Source organism: Kribbella sp. NPDC023855, assembly GCF_040639475.1.
Taxonomy (GTDB): Bacteria; Actinomycetota; Actinomycetes; order Propionibacteriales; family Kribbellaceae; genus Kribbella.
This window is the reverse complement of sequence record NZ_JBFAAA010000010.1, coordinates 67,568-92,059: the sequence shown is the minus strand read 5'-3', so window position 1 is coordinate 92,059 and position 24,492 is coordinate 67,568. Positions and strand designations below refer to the sequence as shown.

24 protein-coding genes are annotated in these 24,492 nt (G+C 68.3%); 7 read left to right on the top strand and 17 right to left on the bottom strand.

Translation table 11 applies throughout. The features are described 5' to 3' along the window. Positions 1–10: 10 nt before the first annotated feature. The 3 genes from AB0F51_RS29305 to mca all read right to left on the bottom strand — a co-directional run bounded on the left by AB0F51_RS29305 (position 11) and on the right by mca (position 2,449). Positions 11–1,039: a CopD family protein gene (locus AB0F51_RS29305; RefSeq protein ID WP_360285078.1), complete on the bottom strand. Its 1,029-nt coding sequence runs from the start codon at positions 1,037–1,039 to the stop codon at positions 11–13. A gap of 209 nt (positions 1,040–1,248) precedes the next feature. After that, positions 1,249–1,545 carry a hypothetical protein gene (locus AB0F51_RS29300; protein ID WP_360285076.1) on the bottom strand — a complete coding sequence of 99 codons (297 nt, stop codon included), beginning with the start codon at positions 1,543–1,545 and terminating at the stop codon, positions 1,249–1,251. Between the two features lie 40 nt (positions 1,546–1,585). Further along, positions 1,586–2,449 carry a mycothiol conjugate amidase Mca gene (mca, locus tag AB0F51_RS29295; protein ID WP_360285074.1) on the bottom strand — a complete coding sequence of 288 codons (864 nt, stop codon included), beginning with the start codon at positions 2,447–2,449 and terminating at the stop codon, positions 1,586–1,588. Positions 2,450–2,484: 35 nt separating this feature from the next. Here mca and AB0F51_RS29290 point away from each other — a divergent pair, with 35 nt between their 5' ends. After that, complete coding sequence (locus AB0F51_RS29290) at positions 2,485–2,925, top strand: DUF4307 domain-containing protein (RefSeq protein ID WP_360285073.1); 441 nt, start codon at positions 2,485–2,487, stop codon at positions 2,923–2,925. Positions 2,926–3,131: 206 nt separating this feature from the next. Then, the gene (gene greA, locus AB0F51_RS29285) at positions 3,132–3,644 is read left to right on the top strand and encodes a transcription elongation factor GreA (RefSeq protein WP_360285071.1); all 513 of its coding nucleotides are present in this window, start codon (positions 3,132–3,134) and stop codon (positions 3,642–3,644) included. An 85-nt stretch (positions 3,645–3,729) separates the two neighbouring features. Here greA and AB0F51_RS29280 read toward each other — a convergent pair whose 3' ends face one another. Both AB0F51_RS29280 and AB0F51_RS29275 read right to left on the bottom strand, forming a co-directional pair. Then, entirely contained in the window at positions 3,730–4,569 is an 840-nt protein-coding gene (locus AB0F51_RS29280) for an ABC transporter permease (RefSeq protein WP_360285069.1), read from the bottom strand. Then, positions 4,566–5,588: an ATP-binding cassette domain-containing protein gene (locus tag AB0F51_RS29275; protein ID WP_360285067.1), complete on the bottom strand. Its 1,023-nt coding sequence runs from the start codon at positions 5,586–5,588 to the stop codon at positions 4,566–4,568. The genes AB0F51_RS29280 and AB0F51_RS29275 overlap by 4 nt, the downstream gene beginning before the upstream one ends. A gap of 159 nt (positions 5,589–5,747) precedes the next feature. Between AB0F51_RS29275 and AB0F51_RS29270 the strand changes: the two genes are divergently transcribed. After that, a complete protein-coding gene (locus tag AB0F51_RS29270; protein ID WP_360285066.1) occupies positions 5,748–7,019 on the top strand; it encodes an MFS transporter in 1,272 nt (423 codons plus the stop codon). Positions 7,020–7,127: 108 nt separating this feature from the next. Here the strand turns inward: AB0F51_RS29270 and AB0F51_RS29265 are convergent, their stop codons facing one another. From AB0F51_RS29265 to AB0F51_RS29255, 3 genes are all read right to left on the bottom strand, one after another. Continuing rightward, entirely contained in the window at positions 7,128–8,384 is a 1,257-nt protein-coding gene (locus AB0F51_RS29265) for a hypothetical protein (protein ID WP_360285065.1), read from the bottom strand. A 91-nt stretch (positions 8,385–8,475) separates the two neighbouring features. After that, on the bottom strand, positions 8,476–10,275 hold the full coding sequence (locus AB0F51_RS29260) for a protein kinase (RefSeq protein ID WP_360285063.1): 1,800 nt from the start codon (positions 10,273–10,275) through the stop codon (positions 8,476–8,478). A gap of 107 nt (positions 10,276–10,382) precedes the next feature. Beyond that, a complete protein-coding gene (locus AB0F51_RS29255) occupies positions 10,383–11,885 on the bottom strand; it encodes an MFS transporter (protein ID WP_360285061.1) in 1,503 nt (500 codons plus the stop codon). Between the two features lie 88 nt (positions 11,886–11,973). Between AB0F51_RS29255 and AB0F51_RS29250 the strand changes: the two genes are divergently transcribed. Continuing rightward, on the top strand, positions 11,974–12,396 hold the full coding sequence (locus AB0F51_RS29250) for a MarR family transcriptional regulator (RefSeq protein WP_360285059.1): 423 nt from the start codon (positions 11,974–11,976) through the stop codon (positions 12,394–12,396). 3 nt (positions 12,397–12,399) lie between these two features. Here the strand turns inward: AB0F51_RS29250 and AB0F51_RS29245 are convergent, their stop codons facing one another. The 5 genes from AB0F51_RS29245 to AB0F51_RS29225 are packed head-to-tail and all read right to left on the bottom strand — an operon-like array spanning position 12,400 to position 17,477. After that, positions 12,400–13,206, bottom strand: a complete 807-nt coding sequence (locus AB0F51_RS29245) for a carbohydrate ABC transporter permease (protein ID WP_360285058.1) — start codon at positions 13,204–13,206, stop codon at positions 12,400–12,402. Continuing rightward, positions 13,203–14,081 carry a sugar ABC transporter permease gene (locus AB0F51_RS29240; RefSeq protein WP_360285057.1) on the bottom strand — a complete coding sequence of 293 codons (879 nt, stop codon included), beginning with the start codon at positions 14,079–14,081 and terminating at the stop codon, positions 13,203–13,205. The genes AB0F51_RS29245 and AB0F51_RS29240 overlap by 4 nt, the downstream gene beginning before the upstream one ends. Continuing rightward, positions 14,078–15,424: an extracellular solute-binding protein gene (locus AB0F51_RS29235; protein ID WP_360285056.1), complete on the bottom strand. Its 1,347-nt coding sequence runs from the start codon at positions 15,422–15,424 to the stop codon at positions 14,078–14,080. The genes AB0F51_RS29240 and AB0F51_RS29235 overlap by 4 nt, the downstream gene beginning before the upstream one ends. A 9-nt stretch (positions 15,425–15,433) precedes the next feature. Next, on the bottom strand, positions 15,434–16,639 hold the full coding sequence (ilvA, locus tag AB0F51_RS29230; protein WP_360285055.1) for a threonine ammonia-lyase: 1,206 nt from the start codon (positions 16,637–16,639) through the stop codon (positions 15,434–15,436). Positions 16,640–16,679: 40 nt separating this feature from the next. Then, positions 16,680–17,477 carry a hypothetical protein gene (locus tag AB0F51_RS29225; RefSeq protein ID WP_360285054.1) on the bottom strand — a complete coding sequence of 266 codons (798 nt, stop codon included), beginning with the start codon at positions 17,475–17,477 and terminating at the stop codon, positions 16,680–16,682. Between the two features lie 166 nt (positions 17,478–17,643). Here AB0F51_RS29225 and AB0F51_RS29220 point away from each other — a divergent pair, with 166 nt between their 5' ends. Continuing rightward, complete coding sequence (locus AB0F51_RS29220; RefSeq protein ID WP_360285053.1) at positions 17,644–18,867, top strand: aminoglycoside phosphotransferase family protein; 1,224 nt, start codon at positions 17,644–17,646, stop codon at positions 18,865–18,867. Here the strand turns inward: AB0F51_RS29220 and AB0F51_RS29215 are convergent. The 4 genes from AB0F51_RS29215 to AB0F51_RS29200 are packed head-to-tail and all read right to left on the bottom strand — an operon-like array spanning position 18,860 to position 22,193. Continuing rightward, positions 18,860–19,663: an ABC transporter permease gene (locus tag AB0F51_RS29215; RefSeq protein ID WP_360285051.1), complete on the bottom strand. Its 804-nt coding sequence runs from the start codon at positions 19,661–19,663 to the stop codon at positions 18,860–18,862. The genes AB0F51_RS29220 and AB0F51_RS29215 overlap by 8 nt on opposite strands. Next, a complete protein-coding gene (locus tag AB0F51_RS29210; protein WP_360285049.1) occupies positions 19,663–20,445 on the bottom strand; it encodes an ABC transporter permease in 783 nt (260 codons plus the stop codon). The genes AB0F51_RS29215 and AB0F51_RS29210 overlap by 1 nt, the downstream gene beginning before the upstream one ends. After that, positions 20,445–21,392: an ABC transporter ATP-binding protein gene (locus tag AB0F51_RS29205; protein ID WP_360285047.1), complete on the bottom strand. Its 948-nt coding sequence runs from the start codon at positions 21,390–21,392 to the stop codon at positions 20,445–20,447. The genes AB0F51_RS29210 and AB0F51_RS29205 overlap by 1 nt, the downstream gene beginning before the upstream one ends. Positions 21,393–21,434: 42 nt before the next feature. After that, on the bottom strand, positions 21,435–22,193 hold the full coding sequence (locus tag AB0F51_RS29200) for an SDR family oxidoreductase (RefSeq protein ID WP_360285045.1): 759 nt from the start codon (positions 22,191–22,193) through the stop codon (positions 21,435–21,437). An 89-nt stretch (positions 22,194–22,282) separates the two neighbouring features. Here AB0F51_RS29200 and AB0F51_RS29195 point away from each other — a divergent pair, with 89 nt between their 5' ends. Both AB0F51_RS29195 and AB0F51_RS29190 read left to right on the top strand, forming a co-directional pair. Beyond that, complete coding sequence (locus tag AB0F51_RS29195) at positions 22,283–22,825, top strand: MarR family transcriptional regulator (RefSeq protein WP_360285044.1); 543 nt, start codon at positions 22,283–22,285, stop codon at positions 22,823–22,825. Beyond that, positions 22,822–24,438, top strand: a complete 1,617-nt coding sequence (locus AB0F51_RS29190; RefSeq protein ID WP_360285043.1) for an MDR family MFS transporter — start codon at positions 22,822–22,824, stop codon at positions 24,436–24,438. The genes AB0F51_RS29195 and AB0F51_RS29190 overlap by 4 nt, the downstream gene beginning before the upstream one ends. The last annotated feature ends 54 nt before the right edge of the window (positions 24,439–24,492 follow it).

The following is a 24,492-nucleotide window of genomic DNA, read 5'->3' as shown; positions in this document are numbered from 1 at the left end:
GGCCAACGGGTCAGGTGGTCTGGGCGAGGGCGACCGAGAGGCCTATGGCTACGGCCATGATGAAGAGTTCGGTGCCGACCAGTTGCCAGAAGCGGTGGCCGGTGGTGTCGAGGTTGGCGATGGTGTGGCGGCGGTGGAACCAGCCACCGATGATGAGGGCGACGAAGGCGACGGTTTTGGCGAGCAGGAGGCCGCCGTACGCGTCCGAGGTGAGCACGTCGAGGACCGAGCCGAAGCCACCACCCTTGGCGGCGAGGCGGCCGGCCGCGCTGATCAGGCCGCTGAGCAGGACGGCGATCGAGGAAGCCAGCGCGACCTGGCTGAAGCGTTCGAGGACGAGTGGGAGACCGTTGCGGCTGGCCCGGCCGTAGCGGACCAGGCCGGCCAGGCCGCCGACCCAGCTGGTCGCCGCGATCACGTGGATGACGAGGGCCGCGCCTGCGAGGACGACGTACGACTCGTTGCGGGGATAGCTGGTCAGCGCGGGTGGGACGAGGGCGGCGATCGCCACCAGTACGCCGAGTCCGGCGGCCGAGGACGTTTCGACGCGACGGATGCCGACGGCCAGCGCGACCACCAGGATGGTGGTGATCAGCAGCGCCTTCACCTCGGGAACGCCGAGTGCGTCGTCCAGGCGAAGGCGGAGCAGGTCGACCGGGGTGTTCAGCAGAATCGCGGCAGTCAGAATCGCGCCGGCCAGTGCGGCGACAGCCCAGATGATCGCGGAGTTGCTGGCGTCCCGGATCGCCCGCCGGCCTTGCAGACCGAGCGGTCCGCCGTCGGTCCGCAGCAGGACGACCGCTGCCAGCAAGGCGCCGGCGCAGCCGACGGTGGCCATCGTGGCGAGCAACCGGGACAGCGGAAGCAGCCACTCGGTGAGGGCGCTGGGCCCGCCGAGTCCTCCGACCTCACCCGTCGGCTCGCTGCCGGACGCGTAGAGAGCGATCACCATCGCCGCCGCGGCGACCAGGACAGCGCTTGCACCACCCGCGACCAGACGTCCGGGCATACGATGCCGGGCGGCGCGGGTCGCGGTCACAGAGCGTTCCCGCCCTCAGGGCCATGGATGGACACGCGCACACTATAGGTGAGCTGTCTAACAGTGTCCCGGCACGACACCATCTCGTGATCAGACCGGCGCAAACGGTTGCCAGAGCGTGACTTTCGGCGATCCCGGCCCCGCGCCGCCGGCCCCGACCGTTGCCCCAGGCACCAACTCCCGGCGCTGCCTACACGCGGTGAGCAGCGTCAGTTGGTGGGATGGTCCACCGGGCGGTCCGCGTCAGTGGCTTTGTCCGTCGTCTTCGGCTCGGCAGCGTCCGCCCCGGCCGGGGAGGTGGTCGGCGGGACGTCGGACGGTGCTCGGTCGCGCGCACCAGCGTCCGGATCGAAGTCGATCCGCTTCAGCTGCTTGGCCATGTTGCGCCACAGCAGGAACGTGGCGGCACCCAGCGCGAGCACGATCAGCAGCGCGACCCATCCGGGACGCACCGAGTTCGGGTCGATCTCGGTCGCCGGGAGACTGATGCTCAGGAGTGGGCTCATCGCTGTCACCTTGCCAGTGTCTCACCGTCTGCTCCCGCCGTCAGCGCAGCCCCGCGAAGAGGTCGTCCTCCGGCAGTTCGGACTCCACCAGACTGCGGGCCAGCTCGTAGTCCTCGGTCGGCCAGGCCTGCTGGTGAACGTCCAGCGGTACTGCGAACCACGCGCCGTCGGGGTCGATCTGGGTGGCGTGCGCGAGCAACGCGCGATCGCGCACCTCGAAGTACTGGGCGCACTCGACCCGGGTGGTGATCCGCTTCTCGTTCTCCGGGTCCGGCTTCCAGTCCTTCAGCCGGTCCGCGTACGGCGACTCCAGCCCGCGCGCGAGCATCGCGTCGTGCAGCGCCTTCATCCGCTCGCGGTGGAAGGTGTGGTGGTAGTAGAGCTTCAGCGGCTGGTACGGCGTACCGAGCTCCGGGTACGCGTCCGGGTCGCCGGCCGCCTCGAACGCCGCCACCGTGATCTGGTGGCACATCACGTGATCGGGATGCGGGTAGCCGCCGTTCTCGTCGTACGTCGTGACGACCTGCGGACGGAACTCGCGAATCAGCTTCACCAGCGGTGCCGCGGCGTCCTCCACCTTGAGCGAGGCGAAGCAGCCCTCCGGCAGCGGCGGCAACGGGTCACCCTCGGGGAACCCGGAGTCGACCCAGCCGAGCCATTCCTGCCGGACCCCGAGGATCTCGCGGGCCGCGTCCATCTCCTGGCGGCGGATCTCGGAGATGTTCGCCAGCACGTCCGGGCGGTCCATCTTGGGGTTGAGGATCGAGCCGCGCTCCCCGCCGGTACAGGTGGCGACCATCACATCGACGCCTTCGGCGACGTAGCGGGCGGTCGACGCGGCGCCCTTGCTGGACTCGTCATCGGGGTGGGCATGGACATGCAGCAGGCGAAGATCTTCGGTCACAAGACACAATGGTCCTCCAAGCCCGAGGAGAACCAGTGACCGACCCACGCCCTGCCGCCCCGACCGGCAGCCGGAGCGCCGCCCTGGACGCCCGCTACGGACGGACCGGCCGCGGCCGCAAGCCGCTGCTGTTCGGCGTCATCGGCGCGCTCGCCCTGGTCGCGCTGGTCTGGCTGCTGTGGGTCGCGCTGATCCAGTCGAACCCGCCGGTTTCCTCACGCCTGCTGGGTTTCCGGATCACCTCACCGACCTCGGCGACCGCGACGATCCAGGTCGACCGGTCCAAGTCGGTCGAGGCGCAGTGCCGGCTGCAGGCGAAGGCGGCCGACTTCTCGATCGTCGGCGAGATCACCGTGACGGTGGCCGCCGATTCGCCCCGCCAGCAAGCCATCGACGCGACCCTGACGACTCAGCGGGCCGCGACGGCCGTCGTACTGGTCGGCTGTACTACGGCCGACGCCCACCGGCCGAACTGAGGATCGCGCCGCCGGCCGGCACCGGAAGGCACTGTGACAGGGCAAACGATTACCTCGGCAGCGTCGGTAAACGTTTGCCAAGTGTTTGCGGGGGCGAAGAACTGTGGGGTTCTGAGCGCAGTCTTGCTACGCTCAGTGGATTGGTCGCCGTCGACGACGGCGGCCCTGTTGCTTTTCTACCCATCCCATCGACAAAGGAGCAGCCCGTGACGCAGAAGATCGACGAGGACAGCGTTGTCTGGCTGACACAGGATGGTTACGACCAGCTGAAGTCCGAGCTCGAGGAGCTGAAGGGTCCCGGCCGGTCCGAGATCACCCAGCGGATCAGCGAGGCGCGGGACGAGGGCGACCTCAAGGAGAACGGTGGCTACCACGCCGCCAAGGACGAGCAGGGCAAGATGGAGGCGCGGATCCGGCAGCTGGAGGACATGCTGCGTCGCGCCCGCGTCGGCGAGACCCCGAAGGCCGGCGGCAAGGTCGAGCCCGGGATGAAGGTCTCGATCAAGTTCGCCGGTGACGACGACGTCGAGACGTTCCTGCTCGGCTCCCGCGAGCTGCTCGCGCTGGACACCTCGGTCGACATCGACGTGTACTCCCCGCAGTCCCCGCTCGGCTCCGCCATCCTGGGCAAGAAGAAGGGTGAGAAGGCGACCTACGAGGCCCCGAACGGCAAGCCCGTCACGGTGGAAATCGTCGCCGCGGTCCCCTTCAAAGCCTGACCGCTTCCTGAAAGGCACCCCGGGGACCATCGGTCCCCGGGGTTCTTCTTTGCCCCGGTACTACGTCCGAGCCGGTACTGCGGGGTCAGTGACCCGTGGCTCGGCGGTACTTGTTGACGGCCAGTGGGGCGAAGATGGCGATGATGACGGTGCACCAGATCAGCGAGAGCAGGACCGGGTGCTGGGCGGGGAAGCCGTCAGGGCTGGCGAACGGGCTCGGGTTGCCGAACAGATGGCGGCAGGCGGCGACGATCGAGGAGATCGGGTTCCACTCGGCCACCGGTTGCAGACCGCCGGGCAGGTTGGGTGTCGGCACGAAGGCGTTCGAGAGGAACGTCAACGGGAACAGCCAGATCAGGCCGGCTGAGGCCGCGACCTCCGGGCCGCCGACCGACAGGCCGATCAGCGCGCCGACCCACAGCATGGCGAACGCGAACAGCAGCAGGATCGCGAACGCCGCCAGCGCGTTGCCCAGGCCGTTGTGCCAGCGCCATCCGACGATGAAGCCGCAGATCACCATCACCAGCATGACGAACGCGTTGAAGACGACATCACCGATTACCCGGCCGGCGATCACTCCCGAGCGCGCCATCGGCAGCGAACGGAACCGGTCGATCAGCCCCTTGGACATGTCGTCGGCGAGCCCGACGCTGGCCGAGGCGACCGCGAACGCCATCGTCTGCGCGAAGATCCCGGACATCAGGAACTCCCGGTAGGCCCGCGCCCCCGGGAACCCAGGGATCGGGATCGCGTTGCCGAAGACGTACGCGAACAGCAGCACGAACATGATCGGCTGGATCGTCGCGTAGATCAGCATGTCCGGAGTCCGCGGGATGCGCTTCAGGCTCCGCCAGGCGAGGATGCCCGCATCCGAGACGGCCCGGCCGATCGGGCTCACCTTTACCGGCGTACCGGTCGTGCTCATGACTTCACCTTCTTCTTCGCGGAGCCGGCCTGGTCCTCGTCGGTGGCCGTGTCGGGGTTGTCGGTCACGTGGCCGGTCAGGCTGAGGAACACGTCGTCCAGCGTCGGCCGGCGCAGACCGATGTCGGCGATCCGGATCCCGGCACCGTCGAGCGTGCGGATCACTGTGACCAGCGCGTCCGAGCCGCCCGGTGCCGGCATCGTCACCCGCTTGCTGTGCTGCTCGAGCGTGGTCGCGTCCGGGTCGGTGATCTCCAGTGCCGCGGTCAGCAGCTCGAGCGCCCGATAGGTCTCGTCCGGCTCGCTCACCACGAGCTCGATCCGCTCACCACCGACCTTGGCCTTCAGCTCGTCCGCCGTACCGCGGGCGATCACCGAGCCGTGGTCGACCACGGCGATCGTGTCGGCCAGCTCGTCGGCCTCTTCCAGGTACTGCGTGGTCAGCAGGATCGTCACGCCCTCGCTGACCCGGTCACGGATGATCTTCCACAGGTCGAGCCGGCTGCGCGGGTCGAGCCCGGTGGTCGGCTCGTCCAGGAACAGCACCTTCGGGTGCGCGATCAGCGAACCGGCCAGGTCGAGCCGGCGGCGCATGCCACCGGAGTACGTCTTCAGGATCCGGTCGGCCGCGTCGGTCAGGTCGAAGATCTCGAGCAGTTCGTCGGCCCGCTGCTTGGCCTGCGCGCTGTTCAGCCGGTAGAGCCGGCCGAACATCCACAGGTTCTCCCGGCCGGTGAGTAGCTCGTCCACCGCGGCGTACTGGCCGGACAGCCCGACCAGGCTGCGCACGGTGTCGGCCTCTTTCACCACGTCGTGGCCGAGCACGCGCGCGCTGCCCGCGTCCGGTTTCATCAGCGTGGTGAGCACCCGGACCGTGGTGGTCTTGCCCGCGCCGTTCGGTCCGAGCAGGCCCAGCACGGTGCCTTCGGGCACCTCCAGGTCGATTCCGTCGAGCGCTTTGACCGTGTTCTTGCGGGCCTTGAACGTCTTCACGAGGCCGGTCGCCTCGATTGCAGCCATCGCAGCCGCTCCTTCCAGGAATGTGATGCAGGTCATCCTGGCGGACTTCGCCGACAGTTTTCGAGAGATTTCCCGCGCGTCGCAAACTTGAGTCGAAGGGGCTCAACTTTGTTGACATTGAGTCGACAAGGCTCAAGTCTGCGTCCTACCGTCGGCTTCATGACGCCTCCCGCTGACGACGGGTCCGGCCCCACGCCGCCGGGCATCCTTCGCCACCCCGACTTCCGCCGCCTGTGGACCGCGGACCTGCTGAGCCAACTCGGCAGCCGACTCGGCATGATGGCCGCGCCGCTGCTCGCAGTACTGGTCCTGGACGCTTCTACGCTGCAGGTCTCGCTACTGCGCACCTGCGAGACGGCGGCCTGGCTCCTGATCGGACTCTTCGCGGGCGCTTGGGTTGATCGAGTCCGCTGCCTGCCGGTGCTCGTCGCTGCGGACCTGGGTCGGGCGGTGCTCTTCGGGTCCATCCCGGTCGCGGCGTGGTTCGGAGTACTGACTCTCACGCAGCTGTACGTCGTACTGGCGGTGGCTGGTCTGCTGACTGTGCTGTTCGACGTGGCGCACAGCTCCTACCCGCCGCGGTTGCTCGCTCCTGAACAGTTGCTGCCGGGCAACGCGAAGCTCGCTGCCAACCACTCCGTCGCTGCGATCGCCGGAGCCGGTGCTGGCGGCTTCCTCGTGCAGTGGATCGGTGCAGCCGTCACGCTCGGCCTCAACGCCGTCGGCTTCCTGTGGTCAGCCCTGTGGCTCCGCTCGATCCGTACTCCGGAACCGCGGCCGGCGCCGGCGGAACGGCCGAACCTGCGGCGGGAGATCGGTGAAGGGCTGCAGTACGTGTTCCGGCATCCGCTGTTGCGGCCGATCGCGTTGAACACCACGACGACCATGCTGTTCCAGGCGGCGAGTGGGGCGGTGATGATCGTGTTCCTGGTGCGGGAGATCCACCTGTCGCCGAGCACGATCGGCCTGCTGAGCATGGTCGGCTTGCTGGGCGCGCTGGCGGCCTCATGGTTCACCGAGCGGCTGAGCAGGCTTCTTGGTGATGCCCGCACCCTGGTACTGGCGTCGGCCGGGATCGGGGTGGCATTCACGATGCAGGCACTGACCGGACCCGGCTGGGGACTCACCTGGTACGTGCTGGGCACCCTGCTCGCGGCGATCTGCATCATCGTCAGCTACATCCTGGCGATCAGCACCCGCCAACGCCTGTGCCCACCAGACCTCCAGGGCCGAGTCAGCGCCACCATGAGCTTCGTCGCCTGGGGAGCCGCCCCCATCGGCAGCCTCCTAGGCGGTCTGACCGCCACCGCCCTAGGCCTGCGCCCCACTCTCCTCTTGTCCGGCGCAGCCACCCTCCTAGGCACCACTTGGCTCCTCGCCTCCCCCTTCCGTACCCTCCACACAATCCCCACCCCAGCCAGTAACCACTGAGGTGGTGCGTGTTACGCGCGGAGGTGGCCACGGCGGAGCCGCACTCCGGCGAGGCGAGGTGCTGGAGCCCACCCCGGAGCGAGGTGCTCCGGGGTGTGTGCGGGGCGGTTAGTCGGAGGTGATTTGGGCGGAGCCGACCAGGACCTCAACGTCGAGGGCGGCTCGGCCTCGGCCTATTTCTACGTCCTTGGATTGGCCGGAGACGGCGCCGGACCAGCTGACGCGGCCGAGTTGGGCTTCGGTGTGGACGCGGACGTCGGAGCCGCGGCGGAGGATGACGTTGGCGGCGCCGGACTCGACCCGCACCCGGGAGCGGCCCTTGGTGATCTGGGCGTCGAGGGTGGCGGTGCCGGCCTGGACGAGCAGGTCGATCGGGCCGTCGACGTCGGTGACCTTCGCCGTACCGGCGGTGACGCGGACGCGGGCCAGGCCCGGGAGGCGTTCGGCCGTGACGCTTCCGCCGGTCACCTCGATCTCCACCTGGAGCATCGGGTTGACCCGGATCGACAGCTCCTTGGCGAAGCCGTTCACGTGCGACTTCAGGTCGGTCGGGTTGCGCAACATGCTCAGCCCGTCGATCGAGACGCCCATGTCGCCTTCGCTGTTGATCGCCAGGGTGTCGCCGTCGCGCTTGATCACGTGCGGCCCGTCGACAGCCACGCCGGTGACGGCGGGCTCTCCGATCAGCCGCACCCGGCGGCCGATCGCGCGAATCGTCACCCGCCGGACACCGGCCGGTACGACGAGATCGCTGTGCAACGTCTCGTCGACCACCGGCTCGGCGGCCGGCGCCGGCTTCGCCGTCCGCTCGGGCTCCGGCACGACCGCGGCGTCATCCACCACGCTGCCTTCACCACCCGAGGGCGGCTGGCCGGTCGACCCGGACGGTCCACCCGAACCGGTCGGCTCAGCAGCGTGCTTCGGCGCGCCGGGCGCCGGGATCGTGGTGTCAGGCGTGTCGACAACCTCAGCCCAAACAGCCGCCGACGGCGTACCGGAATCACCCTCAGCGTCAGACGCGGTGGCTGAGCCAGCACCGGGTTCGCCGGAGGCGCCGGGGGTAGGTGGGGCGCTCTGCGTGCTGCCCTCACCGGCCGCGCTGGAACCTGTTCCAGCAGCGGACGTTGCCGGTTCGCCGGAGGCGCCGGGGGTGGGTGGGGCGCTCTCACCGGTCGTGCTGGAGCCGGCGGACGTGCCCGGCCAACCCGCGGCGGGGCCGGCGGTCGCGCCTGGCCCGCTCGCTGAGCTGGGTGTGGTGGGGATGGCAGCGATCAGGGTCGCGGCTTCTTCGGAGGTGAGGTGGCCGTTGGCGACTCGGTCGAGGATGTCCTTGACCCGTCGGTCGTAGTTGCTCTGATCGCTCATACCCCCAGTCCAGCACCCGGACGGGTCGAAACCAATCGGGGATGGCCCGGAGCTCCCCCGCGCAGCCCCTGAACTGCCCGCCGACCAGGGGTCAGGAGGCCGGACGGAAGCTGTCGGTGATGGCGCGCCACAGGTCCTGACTGTCCGCCCACTGCCGATCGGGCGTCGACCAGTAGATCCCGTACGCCTGGCGCGGGCTGGTGACCACGCCACGGTTCAGCACGTGCTGCCGCCCACCACCCACCGCGTACGTGAACTCCCAGTCCGCGGCCTTCTGGAAGTAGTCCACCGCCTCCAGCCGGACCCGCCTGTACTCCGGATAGCCGTCCCGTCGCGCAGCCTCCTGCTGACGCCAGTCGGCCACCGGATCCGCCTTCGGCTGGTCGGTCTGGTCGATCAGAAGGAAACGCGATCCCCCGGGCTCACGGAAGTACACGCGCCCACCTTCGCGCCGTACGGTCCAGTTGTCCGGTACTGCGAGCGAGAACCCGGTCGGATCGACATGCCGCTCGAACCCAGCCGGTACTGCGCCGGCGCCCGGCTGCGTGTTCCGACTGGTCGGCCGGCTCGTCGGAGCCGATGACGGCAGCGCACTGCTCCGTGGCGCCGTGGTCCGGGGCTGACTCGTCTGAGGCTGACTCGTCTGAGGCTTGCTGGTCTGGGGCTGACTACTCGGAGCGGCACTGCTCTTCCCGGCGACGGTCGACGATGCCTTCGACGTGGGCGCGACCGTAGGTGCCGCGCTGGAAGTCCCCGGTGACCGGCTCTGCTTGTCGTCGTCCGGGCGGAAGGCGGCCCACGCCCCAAGACCTGCGATCACCAGCAGACAAGCCGCCAGCACAAGCAGCAACTTAGGCACCCGCTCAGCCGGCTCCCTCGCCGGAGGCGGCGGAGAGACGGGCGGCGGCACAACGGGCGAGGTGGACGCAGAGGAAACCGCCGGCACCTCTGCCTCCGGAACCACCGGCGACATTGGAAGCACACGAGTCCCCTGCCCATGATCAGAGGAAGAGCCACCAACAGGTGGTGGGACGGGGGCAGGGCGGGGTGCGGTTGCCGGGGTGATGGGAGTGGCTGCTTGCAGTAACAACTGGCGGGCGGTGGCGGCGTCTATGCGATCAGCCGGGCTCTTGCGGAGCAGACCTTCCAGTGCCGGCCACAGCGGCCCCGCCAGCCTCGGCGGGTCGGGAGGCTCGGTCACCGCGGCGGTCAAGGTGGTGAGCGCACTGCCGCGCTCATAAGGTGGGCGACCCTCGACTGCTGTGTACAGAGTGGCGCCCAGCGACCACAGATCCGACTCAGGTCCCGCGCCTCGCGCCTGCACCCGTTCGGGAGCGATGTACGCCGGTGATCCCACCAGCGTGCCCGACTGAGTCAGCGTCGACTCCCCCTCGAGCGTCGCGATGCCGAAGTCGGTCAGCACGACGCGGCCGTCGTCGGCCAGCAGAACATTGCTCGGCTTCACATCGCGATGCAGCACGCCCGCCGGGTGGGCCGCCTCCAGTGCGGCCAGCACCTGCAGCCCGATCTTCGCCACCTGCCGGTACGGCAGCGGCCCTTGCTGCCGAACCACGTCGGCCAGCGTGCGGGACTTGACGAACTCCATCACGATCCACGGCCGGCCCTCTTCCTCCACCACGTCGTACACGGCGACGACGTTCGGGTCACTCAGCCTGGCGGCCGAGCGGGCCTCCCGCAGCGTACGGCGACGCAGTACGGCGCGTTCCTCCTCCGGCAGCTCGGGCGGCAGCACGATCTCCTTGACTGCCACGTCGCGGTCGAGGATCTCGTCCCGCGCGTGCCAGACCAGACCCATCCCACCCCGGCCGAGTACTTCGAGTAGCCGGTACCTCGCGGCCAGGAGGCGACCATCCGGCTCTTCGGTGCGCATCCATTACCGGTGCCCAGCCGCGCCCAACTGGAACATGCCCAACGGAACATGAGAGTGCGGGTCACGGCGGAGTAGCCCGTGACCCGCACTGCTCATCTCTATATGGTTCAGGCGACCGGGGTCATTTCCTCGTCCGCCAGTTCTTTCTGCACTGCCTTGAGTTCGGCGACCTCTGTGGCCGCGGCGGCGCGCCGGGCGCTCAGGCCACGCAGCCCCGCCAGGCCGATCAGCAGACCGGCGATGGTGATCGCGGTGATGACGATCAGCGCCGGCTTGTACGCCGAGAGCATCCCGCTCGGCGTGGTGACGCCGTGCGACTGGCTGCCGATCACCGCGGTGGTGATGGCGAGCACGATCGCGCCACCGACCTGGCTGGAGGTGTTGAACAGCCCCGAGGCGAGCCCCTGCTCGTTGTCCGGGATGCCGTTCACCGCCTGCATGTTCAGCGCCGGGAAGCTGAGCGCGAAGCCGAGACCGATCAGCACGATCGTCGGCAGCACGGTCGCCACGTAGTCCGACGACGGGCCGATCCGCAGGAACAGCGCGTAGCCGACGACGAACAGCGCCATGCCCGTCGCGACCATCCGCTCGGTACCGATCCGGTCCGCCACCTTGCCGGCGTTCGGTGCCAGGAAGGCCACGATCAGACCGGCCGGCAGGAAGCCCAGCGCGGTTTCCAGCGAGGACCAGCCGAGCATGTTCTGCAGGTAGAGCGTTCCGATGAACTGGAAGGAGACGTACGCCCCGAAGACCGTCATGATCGCGAGGTTCGCGCGGCGCAGGTTGCCCTCGCGGAGGATGCCGAGCCGGACCAGCGGGTGCTTGGTCTTCAGTTCGATCGTGACGAAGGCGGCCAGCAACGCGGCGGCCAGGACGAACAGCCCGATGGTGCGGAAGGAGGCCCAGCCGGCCCCTTCGGCGCCGACGACCGCGAAGACCAGCGTCAGCATGCCGGCCGTGACCGTGACGGCACCCGGTACGTCGTACCCACCGGCGGTCTCGTCGCGGGGGCTGTTCGGGATCAGCTTGAGGGCGAACAGCAGCACGATCAGCGCGACCGGGCCGGGCATCAGGAAGGTCCAGCGCCAGCCGACCTCGGTCAGCAGACCGCCGAGGATCAGGCCCATCGAGAAGCCGCTGGCGGCGCAGGTGGTGAAGATGCTGAGGGCGCGGTTGCGATCCGGGCCCTCGTGGAAGGTGGTGGTGATGATCGAGAGCGCGGCCGGCGCGGTGAACGCGGCGGCGACGCCCTTCACGAACCGCGCGGCGATGAGCAGTTCGGGGTTGGTTGCCAGGGAGCTCAGCATGGAGACCACGGCGAAGACCGCCAGCGCGATCAGGAAGACCCGGCGACGGCCGAGCAGGTCCGCGGTCCGGCCGCCGAGCAGCAGGAACCCGCCGTACCCGAGCACGTAGCCGGTGACGACCCATTGGAGGGAGGAGAGCGAGACGCCGAGGTCGGCCCCGATGGAGGGCAGCGACATCCCGACCATGGACACGTCCAGGCCGTCGAGGAAGATCACGCCGCAGACCACGAGGAGGGCGCCCCAAAGGCGCGCGTCCCAGGTCAGGCGGGCCGGTGCGGTGGTGGTTTGCGTTGTCTGTGTCACAAGACGAGAGCATTGCATGCATCTGCATCTAATGTCTACTCATTAATTGCGTTTGCATTGAATGCAGATGCATGATAACGTCCTCAGCATGACCGACACGAAGGTCAGCGCTGAGACTGGTGAGATCAGCGCCGATGTCCGCGAATGGCGCGAGCTGCTGGCTCGCCACGCCGACCTGAGCTGCGCGCTCGACCGCGAGCTGCAGCAGCACGGCCTGGGCATGAGTGAGTACGAGGTGCTCGAGCGGCTGGCCGAGTTGCCCGACCGGTACGCGAAGGTGCAGACCATCGCGAAGTCGGTCCACCTGAGCCAGAGCGCACTGTCCCGCGTGATCGGCCGGCTGGAGGTCGCCGGGCTGGTCGAGCGCAGCATGTGCCCCGAGGACCGCCGCGCGATCACAGTCAAGCTGACTGACCAGGGCCTGCTCAAGCAGGCCGAGGCGAGCCCGACCCAGCGCCGGGTGCTCGCCGAGCGGCTGCACGCTCCCCTCCGCAAGAGCTGCGAGCCGTAGCCGCTACTCCCGTACTGCGCCCTCCAGCATCCCCGCGATGAAGTGGCGCTGCAGGAACGCGTAGACCAGTACTACCGGCGTGCCCACGATCACTGCGCCGGCCGCGAGCAGTGTGAAGCCGGACGTGTACTGCCCAGAGAAGAACGCCAGCCCCAGCGGCGCGGTCCGCAACGACTCGCTCGTCACCATCACCAGCGGGATCAGGAACTCGTTCCAGGTCCACATGAAGACCAGAACGATCAGCGTCACCAAAGCGGGCCGGGCCGGCGGTACGAGCACGGCCCACAGCGTCCGCCAGTGCCCGGCGCCGTCGAGCCGCGCCGCTTCGACCAGCGACCGGCTGGACGACCGGAAGTACGCCCGCATCCAAAAGGTGCCGAAGGCAACAGACTGCGCGACCTGGGGTAACGCGATCGCCCAGAACGTGTCGGTCAGCCCGAGCGTGCGCAGGTCGAAGTACAGGGGGACGATGATCGCCTCGGTCGGCATCATGATGCCGAGCAGGAACAGGTAGAACAGCACCCCTGCTCCACGGAAGCGCATGGTGCCGAAGGCATAGCCGCTCAAGACGGACAGCAGCACACTCACCACGACCACCGAGACCGACACCAGCACGCTGGTCCGCAGATAGCTGCCGAAGTGCCCGATCTCCCAGGCCCTGCCGAAGTTCCCGAACCCGCTCGTCCCGCCGCCGCCGTCGTCGGGTCCGAGCGCCGCGACCAGGATCGTCACGATCGGTCCGAGCGCGAACAGCCCGAACACGGTCAGCAGGAGATAGTTGCCGACGCGCTCGGCCAGCGGCGCTCTCACGCCGTACTCCGGTCCGCCAGGCGGTTCACGCCCAGCGTGATCACGAAGATCAGCACCGTCAGGCAGACCCCGATCGCCGCCGCCGAACCGACCTGCCCGAGCTCGAAGGCCCGGTGGTAGACCTCGTACGACGGAACGCTGGTCGACGTCCCGGGACCGCCACTCGTGGTCACGTAGACCAGGTCGAACGTCCGCAACGCGGCGATCACCGTCAACGTCACCGCGACGGCGATCTCACCCCGTACGGCGGGCAGCACCACCGCGAAGAACTCCGAGAACGCCCCGGCCCCGTCGAGTCGCGCCGCCTCGTAACGCTCCTTGGGAATCCGCGCCATCCCCGCCAGCAACAACACCGTGACCAACCCGGTTTCGAACCACGTGCCGATCACCCCAACGGCCGGCAGCGCAAACGCGTAGTCCCCCAACCAGCCCCGAGCAACAGAGTCGAGCCCGACGGCCCGCAGTACGTCGTTCAGCGGCCCATCCGGCGCGTAGATGTGTCGCCAGGACACGGCAACGACCACCATCGCGACCACCTGCGGCAGGAACACCACCGTCCGGAAGAACCCGAGCCCGCGAACCCGGGCCCGCTGCAGCACCGAAGCCAGCGCGAGTCCGATCACCACCGGCAGCCCCGAGTAGAAGACGATCAGCACCAGCGCGTGCCCGAAGGCCGCGCGCAGCCCGGCGTCCGCGACCACGTCCGCATAGTTGCTCAGGCCAACGAATTTGCCGAGCGTGATGCCGTTCCACTCGAACAGCGACAGATGCACGGCCCGGCCGAGCGGATAGAGCAGGAAGGCACCGTAGATCAACAGGGCCGGTAGGATGTAGAGATAGCCGATCTTGCGCGGCTCGCCCGGAGGTGAGCTCACTTGCCGGCGAACTTGCTGTAGTCGGCCTCCAGCTTGTCGATGAACTGTTGTGGCGTCGCCTTCTTGGCCAGCAGGTCCTGCAACGCGGCGCCGATCGTGTCGTACATGGTCGGCGTCGCGTAGTCGAGGTACGGGACCAGGCCTTCCTTGCTGACCGCCGTACCGAAGGCGTTGAAGATGTCGCCGGCCAGTCCGGCCGGCGCCTGCTGCGCCGAGGTGTCGGCGATCGGCAGGTTGCCTGTGCTCGCGAGTACCTTCATCGCGTCCGGGCTGGTGATGAAGTTGATGTACGCCGCGGCCGCGTCGGGGTTCTTCGCCTTGTTGGTCACGGCAAACGGAAGTCCGGTACCACCGGTCACCACCGGCTTCTCGTCGGCGGAGTTCCCCGGCGGGAGCATGAAGCCGACCTTGTCGCCCAGTGCCTTCTGCAGATCGGCCTGCAGCCAGGTGCCGGCGATCAGGAAGACGCCCTTGCCCTTGCCGAAGTCCTGCCAGGCCGGGTCGTACCCCTGCCCGTTGAAGCCGGGGTTGAAGTACCCCTTGTCCACCCACGACACCAACGTCTCGGCAGCCTTGGTGTTCTCGGCCGTCTTCCAGCTCGCGCCCGCGCGCCCGAAGGCGAGCGTGGTGATCTGCTCGGCCGGCACCACCTTGTCCTGCACCGTGCCGAACACGTGGATGGCCGGCCACTTGTCGAGGTTGCCGAGTTGCAGCGGTACTTCGCCTGCCGCCTTGGCCTTGCCGAGCGCGCTCTCGAAGTCGGCCCAGGTCTTAGGCGGCTCCAGCCCGAGTGCGGTGAGCTTGGTCTTGTTGTAGTAGATCCCGACGACCTCACCGACCTGCGGCATGCCGTACAGGTCGCCCTCCCCGAAGGTCTTGCCGTCCGACGAGTACCGCGAGTACTGCAGAACGGAGGCCGGGTAGCGGCTCTTCCAGTTGTAGGCATCTGCCCACTTGTCCAGGGGCACCAACTGCCCCGCCTTGACGAACTCCCCCATGTCCGAGCGCCCGTTGTTTGCCTGGACGACGTCCGGTGCGTCGTTGCCCGACAGCGCCAGCCGCAACGTGGTCTTCAGATCGTCGAACGACCGCGAGACCCGCTTGAGCTTGATGTTGGGGTACTTCGCCTGGAACTGCTTGTTCAGCTCGGCCATCTGAGCCGCCTGACCGCCACGGACCTCCTGGTCCCAGACCGTCAGCGACACCTCGCCCAGCGCGGCCGCGTCGGTCTTGACCGAGCTCGGCGCACTCGCACCGCCCTCAGGAGTGTCGGAGCCCGGCGTACAGGCTGCTGTGAGCAACAAGGCTGCAGTGGCCAGCGCGACCTGCTGGGTGATCTTCACGGGCGCTCCTCAGTTCAGCGTGTACGTGTATCCGTTGGTGCTCAGACTCGCCAATACCCGCTCCCGGTGCTCCTCACCCCGGGTCTCGAGTTGCAAAGCGACCTCGACCTCGTCCAGGTTGAGGGTTTCGGAGATGCGCTCGTGCACCACCTCGATGAGGTTGGCGTCCACCTCGGCGAGCCGGGTCAGCAGTGTCGCCAGCCCACCCGGGTTGTCGGGGATGCGGACCCGCAGGGACAGGTACCGGCCCGCTGCCGCCATGCCGTGCCGGATCACCCGCATCAGCAGCAGCGGATCGATGTTGCCGCCGGACAGCACCACGACGAGCGGCGGCTTGAACCGCTTCGGGTTGTCCAGTACTGCGGCGACCGCAGCCGCACCGGCCGGCTCGACCACCAGCTTGGCGCGTTCGAGGATCAGCAAGAGTGCCTTGGACAACGAGTTCTCGTCGACCGTGAGCACGTCACCGACGTGCTGCTGGATCGCCCCGAACGGGACCAGGCCGGGCAGCCCGACGGCGATCCCGTCCGCCATCGTGGCCATCTTGTCCAGCTGCAGCGGCTCACCGGCCGCGAGCGAGGGCGGGTACGCCGCGGCGCCCTTGGCCTGCACCCCGAAGACCTCGATCGGCATCCCGTCGCGCTGCATCGCCAGCGCGATCCCGGCGATCAGCCCGCCACCACCGGTCGGTACGACGACGGTCCGCACCTGCGGGCACTGCTCGACGATCTCCAGCCCGGTGGTCGCCTGCCCGGCGACGATGTCGCGGTGGTCGAACGGGTGGATCAGGATCGCGCCGGTCTCCGCCTCGAACGCCCGCGCCGCGGCGAGACAGTCGTCGATCGACGTACCGACGAAGCGGATGTCGGCGCCGTACGCGCGGGTCGCCTTCTCCTTCGGGATCGGGGCGCCGTACGGCATGAACACCGTCGCCTTGATGCCGAGCAGCTGCGCCGCGAGCGCGACACCCTGGGCGTGGTTGCCCGCGCTGGCCGCGACCACGCCGCGGGCCCGCTCCTTCTTGGTCAGCCGCGCCATCCGGACGTACGCCCCGCGCAGCTTGAACGAGCCGGTCCGCTGCAGGTTCTCGCACTTGAGGAAGACGTCACCGCCGACGAGGTCGCTCAACCACCGCGAGTACTCCAGCGGGGTGGGCGCCACCACGTCGTGCAGCAGATCCGCTGCCCGGGCAATCTCAGCCGCAGTGATACTCACCAGCCCACACTAAAGCGGTTGAGCCCCCTGTGGGCGTTATTTACCGGGCTGTGCCGCTTTCTTCGAGTTTGTGGAGCCGGGCGGCGAGCCCGGCCCGGACCGGGACGTCCAGTTCGTCCTCCCAGGGTGGCATCGTCCGCGCGCCCTGCAGGAAGGCGTAGTACGCGAGGGCGTCGGTCAGCGCCCGCTCGCGCAGGTAGAACATGCCCATCCGCAGGTTGTTGGTGCCTCCGGGCGGGCGGCCGAAGGACGCGTTGGCGATGAAGATGCCGAGCCCGTGGAAGACGACGAGCAGATCGGTCAGCGACTCCTGGTCCGGCCGGGAGACGCTGACCCGGCCCGAGCCGAGCAGCACCTCGTGACCGATCTCGTGGGCGAAGTTCGCCACCAGCACGGACGGCTCGGCGAGCAGGCGCCCGCTGATGAAAACGGTGTTGTACTCCTTGCCCGGCAGCCACGACCCGAACCGCATCCGCGTCGCTCCGGCGATCTGGGGAGCCTGCCTACCGCGGTACCTGTCGAGGTGGCCGTCGACGGCATCCAGGTCGAAGCGCACCACCAGCCGGCCGGGCGGTACGCCCATCCGCTCGCGAACTTGCTCGAACAGAGCGCGCGCCGCCACCTCGGAGCCGTCGTACTCCGCCGGGACGAACTCGGACGGCAGCACGATCGGACGCTCCAGCACGTCGCGCCCGAACTGCTCGACGAACCAGTCCATCGAGTCCTGGATCCACTGATCCTGACCGCCGGGGAGCTCCTCCAAGGGCGCTTTCAGTTGCTCCAGGACGGCCGCTTGATCCTTGACCCGGCTGAACCAGGCTCTGAAGAGGTTGACCATACCCGTCGGACGCGGCGTGCGACCGAGTGGTTGCAGCAGGTGACCGTCGCGGCATCGGAATTTGAGTTGTGCCGCTCAACTAGGGTCAACCAGTGTGAGAGTCACGGCGGTAGTGGTACGACCGGACGACGAAACCCTTCTGGTGTTGCCTTCTGGGCTCCCTCGGGTGCAGATCGCGAACGAGATCTGGTTCCCCGATGTCGAGGCCGCGGTGCGAGCCTTGAGGGATCAGCTCGGGATCGAGGCTTACGTGCTGAGCTGCCTCGACGACGGCACCGGTCCGGCCGGCGCCGGCGAGACGCAGTACCTGATGATGAACACCGGTTCGCTCCCTCCCGGCGCGCGCTGGGTTGCCGACTTCGACGACCCGGCGGTCGAGTCCGCGCGACGGCAGCTCGCCCTGCCCGCGGATGCTCCCGTCACACCGGCCTGGACGAGACCTGGCTGGTACGCCGAGGCGATGCCGTGGATCGAGGAGCAGCTGGCCGAGGCGGGCGCCCCGCTGACCGCCGTACCGGCTCAAGTGCGGTCGTGGGGGTTGTCGAACGTACTGCGTTGTCCCACGGCCAAGGGGGACGTGTATTTCAAGGCGCTCGCGCATTCGAGTACGATCCGGCCGGCCCGGCCCGACGCATTGCCGCTGCTGTTTGCGCATGAGCCGGTGCTGTTGCGGCGGCTGTCCGAGGTCCGCCCTGGTGAGGTGCCCGCGCCGCTGGCGATCGACGAGAAGCGCGCTTGGATGCTGCTCCCTGATCTCGGGCTCGCATTGGCGCACGAATCCGATCTCGAGCTGTGGACCGAATCCTTGCGTGGTCATGCGCGGTTGCAGCGCAGCTTCGCGGACCAGACCGACCAGCTGGTGTCCTTCACCTGTGTGGATCGCCGGCTCGCGGTGCTCGATCGCGAACTCGACCGGCTGGTCGGGCCGAACGCCGCGACCGAGCGACTCGAGCCGGGCGAGCGGGCGAAACTGCCGCGCCGGGCGGAGGAGTTGCGGGAGGCAATCAGCGAGCTGGCGGCGATCGGCGTACCGGAGACGTTGCTGCACGGCGACCTGCACCCGGGCAACCTCGCAGTACGGGACGGCAAGGTGCTGGCGTTCGACTGGACCGACGCGGCGGTGTCGCATCCGTTCCTCGATCTGGTCACCTTCGTCGGGAAACGGTCACCGCTGTCGACCGATCCTCGCGTGCGGGACGCCTACCTGGCCGAGTGGCAGGAGTACGCGTCACCAGCCGAGCTGAACCGCGCACTCAAGCTGGCCGGAGAACTGGGCGCGCTGCATCAGACGATGACGTCCCTGGGCCTGCCGGACCACCTCGCCAACCCGAGTGCCGACTCCATGATCCGCGGAGCTGTCTGGTGGCTCCGAAGCCTGATCTCTACTTGAGGAGGAGCTTGCCGAGGCGGCGGGAGGCGACGTACATGCCGGCGGTGCCCATCGCGGCGAGGTACAGGGCGTTGATGAGCAGCGTCCAGCTGACCGTGCCGGTGGTGAGGGCTCGCTCCAGCACCACCCCTTGGTAGAGCGGAGTGATCTCGACCAGCCAGCGGATCCAGTCCGGGTAGGTCTCGACCGGGTAGAAGGTCGCCGAGAACAGGAACATCGGCATCGTCGCCAGCTGGACGAACTCGAAGTCCTGCCAGCTCCGCATGAACGTGGTCAGCGCCATCCCCGCGCCGGCGAACGCGTAGCCGAGCAGCACCGACACCGGCAGCGCGAGCACCGCCCACCAGGACTCGATCAGGCCCAGCGCGAGCATCACCAGGATGAACATCGCCGAGTAGCACGCCCCGCGCAGCAGCGCCCAGGTCACCTCACCGGTCGCGACGTCCCACGGCCGCAGCGGCGTGGCGAGGATCGAGTCGTAGAGCTTGGCGTACTTCATCCGGAAGAAGATGTTGTACGTCGAGTCGAAGATCGCCCCGTTCATCGCGGAGCTGGCCAGCATCGCGGGCGCGACGAACGCGGCGTACCCGATCACCGTGCCGTCGGACAGCGTGAAGTCACCGACCAGCTGGGCCACCCCGATACCGATCGACAGCAGGTAGAACACCGGCTCGAAGAAACCGGAGACGAAAACCACCCACGCCCGGCGGTAGACCAGGAAGTTGCGTTCCACGAGCTGGCGGCCGTTGCCGGGACGCACCGGGACCGGTACGACGCGGGCGGCGAGTGTCGCCATCAGCTGATCAACCTCTCGTGCAGGCGGCGGACCGCGAACCAGGTGCCGACGCCGAACCAGGCGGACAGGTAGGCGAGGTTGCCGAGCGCGGGCAGCAGCTCGACCGTGCCGAGACTGAGGTCACGGGACAACTCGACGCCGTGCCACAGCGGACTGACGTACGCGAGCCATTCGATCCAGTTCGGCAGTTGCGAGACCGGGAAGAACGCGCCGGAGAACAGGAACGCCGGGATGACGCCGAACCGGAAGATCATCGCGAAGCCGGCGTCGTTGTCGAGCGTGACCGCGACCGCGCAGACCGGCGCCGACGCCGCCATCCCGGTGAGCAACGCGACCGGCAACGCGAGCAGGCCCCACGCCGATCCCAGTCCACCGAAGGCGGCGATCACCGCGAGGAACACCAGGCAGGTGGTCAGCACGCGGAAGGCGATGAAGGCCAGCTGCCCGTACATCACGTCGGCCGGCCGCAACGGAGTGGCGACCATCGAGAAGTAGGTCTTGTGCCACCTGATCCCGCCCATCACCGGGTACGTCGACTCACCGACCGCGATCTGCAACGCGGTCGCGGCGAGCAACCCCGGCGCGATGAACTGCAGATAGCTGACGCCGCCGAGCGCGCCCGTCCCGTTGCCGTCGACAAACGAACCGAGCCCGATCCCCATTGCTGCCAGATAGAGCAGTGGCAACAGGAAGCTGCTGACCAGGCTGCCCTTCCAGGTGCGTTTGTAGACCGTGAGCCAGTAGTCGAACTGGCGCAGGCCGTTCTCCACCGCGACGGACATCAGTCGACCAGGGTCCGGCCGGTCAACCGGAGGAACACGTCCTCCAGGGTGGACCGGCGTACCAGGACGGCCGCGGGCTGCAGACCACGCTCGTGCACCGCTGCCACCGCACGCTCACCGTCATCGGTGTAGAGCAACAACCGATCAGGCAGTACTTCGACGCGCTGCGCGAGGTCCTCCACCTTGCCGGCCAGCGCATCGTGATCCGAACTCATCACCTCCGGCCCGAACCGCAGCTCGGTCACCTCACGGGTCGAGTAGTCGCGGATCAGCTCGGCCGGCGACCCCTCGGCCGCGATCTTGCCCGCGTCCATCACGACCAGCCGGTCACACAGCTGCTCGGCCTCGTCCATGTAGTGGGTGGTGATGATGAGCGTGACGCCCGCTTGCTTCAGCCGGAACAACTTGTCCCAGAGCAGGTGTCGCGCCTGCGGGTCCAGCCCGGTCGTCGGCTCGTCCAGCAGCAACAGGTCCGGCTTGCTCACCAGCGAGCGGGCGATCGTCAGCCGCCGCTTCATCCCGCCCGACAGCTCGTCGACCTTGACCTTGGCCTTCTCGGTCAGCGCGACGAACTCGAGCAACTCGTCGGCCCGCTCCCGGCACACGGCCCGGCTGAGCCCGAAGTACCGGCCGTAGATCGTCAGGTTCTCGTGCACGGACAACTCGAGGTCGAGCGAGTCGTCCTGCGGGCAGACCCCCAGCCGCCCTCGGATCGCGGGCCCGTCGGTGCCCGGATCCATCCCGAGAATCCGCAGCTCACCGCCGCTGACCGGGGACACCGCACCGATCATCCGCATCGTCGACGACTTGCCGGCGCCGTTCGGCCCGAGGAACCCGAACGCCTCGCCCTTCCAGACATCCAGGTCGATCCCCGCGACGGCCTCGAAGTCCCCGTAGGACTTCCGCAACCCTCGCGCCCGCACCAACGACTCCCGCAACTCCGCCACAACACCGACCCTAGACGGCCCCACCGACAAGCCGCCCGCGAATCAGCCCCGCCCCACGAAGGGCATGCCCGCCGCCATCACGGTCAGCGTCGGCACGGCGACATCCGTCGGCAACTGCGCGATCCGCACCACGAAGTCGGCGACGATCTTCGGATCGAACGTCGGCTCCACCGCCACCGACCCGTCCGCCTGCAGCACTCCGTCACCCATCTTGGCGGTCATCGAGGTGGCCGCGTTGCCGATATCGATCTGGCAGGCCGTGATTCCCCGCCCCCGCCCCTCGAGCTCCAGCGCCTTGGTCAACCCGCTGATCGCGTGCTTGGACGCCGTATAGGCGATCGAGTGCGGCCGAGGAACGTGCGCCGAGATCGACCCGTTGTTGATGATCCGCCCACCGGACGGCTCCTGCCGCAGCATCAACGCGAACGCCGCCTGCGCACACAAGAACGACCCGGTCAGATTCGTGTCGACAACCCGCCGCCAGTCCTCCTCGGTCACATCCTGTACGGCGGCCGCCGGCGCGCCCGTCCCCGCGTTGTTCACCAACACATCGATCCGCTCCAACGACCCGAAGAACTCAGCAACCGCACGACCGTCCACAACATCCAGTACTGCGGTACGCACCTCCCCCACACCCGCCGACCCCACAGCTGCCACCTCAGCCGCTGCCTCGGCCGTCTCGCGCAGTTTCGCCTCGGTCCGCCCCGTCACGGTGACCTGGAATCCGGCCGCCGCGAGGGCCAGAGCCATCTCCCGCCCGAGCCCCGATCCCCCGCCGGTCACCACCGCCACCTGCTGCATGTCCGTCCTCCAAGGTCGCCCGATGGCCTCATTCTGTCCTGCCCAGAAACCATTTGCGTGCATCACGCAAGTATGTATATGCTTGCACCATGCATGTAAATGAGGGCTGGGCGCCGAAGACGCCGGTGGAGGGCGTTCTGCACGCCTTCACCCGGATCGGCCGCCGGCTGAAGTCGAAGCAACCCGGCGACACGATCGACCACAGCGCCCACCTGGTGCTGTTCGTCCTGCGGTGCAACGGCGCACTGCGGCTGTCCGATCTCGCCGCCAAGATGGAGATCGACGCCTCGACCGCGAGCCGGCACGTCCGGGCGCTCGAGCAAGCCGGTCTGATCCGCCGCTCCCCGGACCCCGACGACGGCCGCGCCTTCCGGGTCGAGCTGACCGAGCAGGGCACGCAGGAGTGGGAAGCCGCCGCCAAGCGCCGGATGGAACTGCTCAGCCAGGCGATGAACGGCTGGTCGGAGACCGATATCGAGACTTTCGAGCGACTGATGACCCGGTTCGCCGACGGCGTCACCAGTCTCGTCGACGAGCGTGGCGACGCAAGCAAGGCCTGGGCCGACAAGGGCTGGGCCGCTGCCGCCGCCGCGCACCGCAAATCCGTAGAGAACGTGGAGAACAACGCATGAGCACCACAGAGCCCGCCGTCGCCGGCGGCGGCGCTGCCGCGCCAGAACCAGACGCCCCGAGCTACCTGTCCCACAAACAGATCATGGTGGTCCTCGGCGGCCTGATGGCCGGCATGTTCCTGGCCGCCCTCGACCAAAGCATCGTCGGTACCGCGCTGCCGCAGATCGTCAGCGAGTTCAACAGCCTCGACAAGCTGTCCTGGGTGGTCACGGCGTACCTGCTGACCTCCACCGCCTCCACTCCCCTGTGGGGCAAGATCTCCGACCTGTACGGCCGCCGCCCGCTGTTCATCGCGGCGATCGTCACCTTCCTGGCCGGTTCGGTGCTGTCCGCGCTGGCGCAGAACATCGAGATGCTGATCGGCTTCCGGGCCGTCCAGGGTCTGGGCGCCGGCGGCCTGATGTCGCTGGCGTTCGCCACCATCGGCGACGTGATCCCGCCGCGCGAGCGCGGTAAGTACATGGGGTACTTCGGTGCCGTGTTCGGTCTCTCCTCGGTGGCCGGTCCGCTGCTCGGCGGTCTGCTCACCGACGGTCCGGGCTGGCGCTGGATCTTCTGGATCAACCTGCCGATCGGCCTGGTTGCCCTGGGCATCGTCGCCGCGGTGCTGAAACTGCCGCACGTGAAGCGCAGCCACAAGATCGACTACCTCGGTGCCGCGATCGTGACCGGCGCGGTGACCGCGCTGCTGCTGGCCGTCTCCTGGTCCGGCCCGGAGAACGGCTGGGGCAACGGGACCACGCTCGCGCTGCTGATCGGCGCCGTCGTGCTGGCCGTCGCCTTCGTCCTGGTCGAGCTGCGGGTGTCCGAGCCGATCATCCCGATGGACCTGTTCAAGGGCCGGATCTTCTCCGGCTACGCGGGCTACGCGTTCCTGCTCGGCTTCGCGATGTTCGGCGCGCTCATCTTCCTGCCGTTGTACCTGCAGGCGGTCAAGGACATGTCCCCGACCCGGTCGGGTCTGGCCCTGCTGCCGATGATCATGGGCATCTTCTCCGCCTCGATCCCGAGCGGCCAGCTGATGAGCAAGACCGGCCGGTACAAGATCTACCCGATCATCTCCGCGGTCCTGGTCGGCGGCGCGATGGTGATGCTGTCCACGATCGGGATGACCACGCCGTACTGGCACCTGGCGATCTACATGTTCGTGATGGGTACCGGCCTGGGCCTGTCGATGCAGATCACCGTCACCGCCGCGCAGAACAGCGTTCCCCGCCAGCACATGGGGACCGCCACCTCGACGATGACGTTCTTCCGCTCGATGGGTGGCGCGATCGGCACGGCCGTGTACGGCGCGGTGCTGACCAGCCGGCTGGAGGTCCACCTGAAGGACATCGTCCCGAACGCCACCCAGAGCATGGTCGACGGACTCGCCAAAGCCGCCAACAGCGTCCAGGCCCTGCACAGCCTGAAGGAACCGATGAAGGGCTGGGCCCTCAACGGCCTGGTCAGCGCGATGGACGACGTCTTCCTGGTCTCGCTACCGTTCCTGGCGATCGCCCTGGTCCTGGCGATCATCACCCCGGAACAACGCCTGGCCGGCCGCACCGACGCCCCCCAAAAGCCCGAAGACCAAACCCTCGAGTCATCCTCCGCCGCCGCAATGCACTGATCCACCCCAACACCAACAGCCGCCCCCGGGAGTCCCCGGGGGCGGCTGCTCTGT

Bases quoted from the DNA above. Each gene is read 5' to 3' on its own strand.
- AB0F51_RS29300 (WP_360285076.1), bottom strand. From the start codon at position 1,545: ATGAGCCCACTCCTGAGCATCAGTCTCCCGGCGACCGAGATCGACCCG.
- AB0F51_RS29280 (WP_360285069.1), bottom strand. From the start codon at position 4,569: ATGAGCACGACCGGTACGCCGGTAAAGGTGAGCCCGATCGGCCGGGCC.
- AB0F51_RS29275 (WP_360285067.1), bottom strand. From the start codon at position 5,588: ATGGCTGCAATCGAGGCGACCGGCCTCGTGAAGACGTTCAAGGCCCGC.
- AB0F51_RS29270 (WP_360285066.1), top strand. From the start codon at position 5,748: ATGACGCCTCCCGCTGACGACGGGTCCGGCCCCACGCCGCCGGGCATC.
- AB0F51_RS29265 (WP_360285065.1), bottom strand. From the start codon at position 8,384: ATGAGCGATCAGAGCAACTACGACCGACGGGTCAAGGACATCCTCGAC.
- AB0F51_RS29260 (WP_360285063.1), bottom strand. From the start codon at position 10,275: ATGCGCACCGAAGAGCCGGATGGTCGCCTCCTGGCCGCGAGGTACCGG.
- AB0F51_RS29250 (WP_360285059.1), top strand. From the start codon at position 11,974: ATGACCGACACGAAGGTCAGCGCTGAGACTGGTGAGATCAGCGCCGAT.
- AB0F51_RS29225 (WP_360285054.1), bottom strand. From the start codon at position 17,477: ATGGTCAACCTCTTCAGAGCCTGGTTCAGCCGGGTCAAGGATCAAGCG.
- AB0F51_RS29215 (WP_360285051.1), bottom strand. From the start codon at position 19,663: ATGGCGACACTCGCCGCCCGCGTCGTACCGGTCCCGGTGCGTCCCGGC.
- AB0F51_RS29210 (WP_360285049.1), bottom strand. From the start codon at position 20,445: ATGTCCGTCGCGGTGGAGAACGGCCTGCGCCAGTTCGACTACTGGCTC.
- AB0F51_RS29200 (WP_360285045.1), bottom strand. From the start codon at position 22,193: ATGCAGCAGGTGGCGGTGGTGACCGGCGGGGGATCGGGGCTCGGGCGG.
- AB0F51_RS29195 (WP_360285044.1), top strand. From the start codon at position 22,283: ATGCATGTAAATGAGGGCTGGGCGCCGAAGACGCCGGTGGAGGGCGTT.
- AB0F51_RS29190 (WP_360285043.1), top strand. From the start codon at position 22,822: ATGAGCACCACAGAGCCCGCCGTCGCCGGCGGCGGCGCTGCCGCGCCA.